The organism is Halomonas borealis, from assembly GCF_004798905.1.
GTDB classification, from domain to species: Bacteria; Pseudomonadota; Gammaproteobacteria; order Pseudomonadales; family Halomonadaceae; genus Halomonas; species Halomonas borealis.
Genome location: NZ_SDMO01000026.1, coordinates 1 through 770 on the forward strand (window position 1 = coordinate 1; position 770 = coordinate 770).

Here is a 770-nt window from a genome sequence, read left to right on the forward strand (position 1 = left end):
GCTTGTCCTGTATACTACAAATTATCGTGAAAAGGATAAGTTGGTCAAGATTTTTACTGAGTCTTTTGGCAAGCGTATGTTTTTTGTTAAAAATTTTGCACGTTCTAAATATGCCAGCAGTTTACAAAACTTTACAGCTGCAAGTTTGATGGGAACAATCAATGATGAAGGTTTTTCCTTTCTTGATGATGTAAGTGAAGCCGTAACTTATAAGCGTATCAGTGAGGATATTTTCCTTAATGCTCATGCTTCTTACATTATTAGTCTAGCTGATGCAGCAATTCCGGATAACCAATATGATTCTTCTCTTTATGCTTTCGTGATTAAGTGTATGGACTTGTTGGATCAAGGTTTTGATAAAGAAATCATTACCAATATTTTTGAAATCCAAGTTTTAAGTCGTTTTGGAGTTGCTCTAAATTGTACGGAATGTGCTTTTTGCCATAGTAAGCAAGGTCCTTTTGATTATTCCTATAAATTCAACGCTTGCCTTTGCAAAAATCATTTTGATGAGGATATGCGTCGCTTACATCTGGATCCAAACGTTCTTTATTTGGTCAATCTCTTTCAGGAAATATCTTTAGATCAACTCGAGAAAATATCTGTTAAAAGAGAGATGAAAGAAAAGATACGTTTATTTATTGATGGTATCTACGACGAGTATGTCGGTATTCATTTGAAATCTAAAAAGTTTTTAGATGGAATGAAAGATTGGGCCGACATAATGAAAGAATAAAAAAAGCATTCAGATGAATGCTTTTTTTATTCTT

The 770-nt window shown here is 33.1% G+C and carries 1 protein-coding gene; it reads left to right on the forward strand.

Going from position 1 to position 770, the window contains the following annotated elements:
- Positions 1-736 (forward strand): DNA repair protein RecO (gene recO, locus ETC07_RS16065; protein ID WP_136249319.1); only part of this gene is annotated, 736 nt, incomplete at its 5' end.
- Positions 737-770 lie beyond the last annotated feature (34 nt).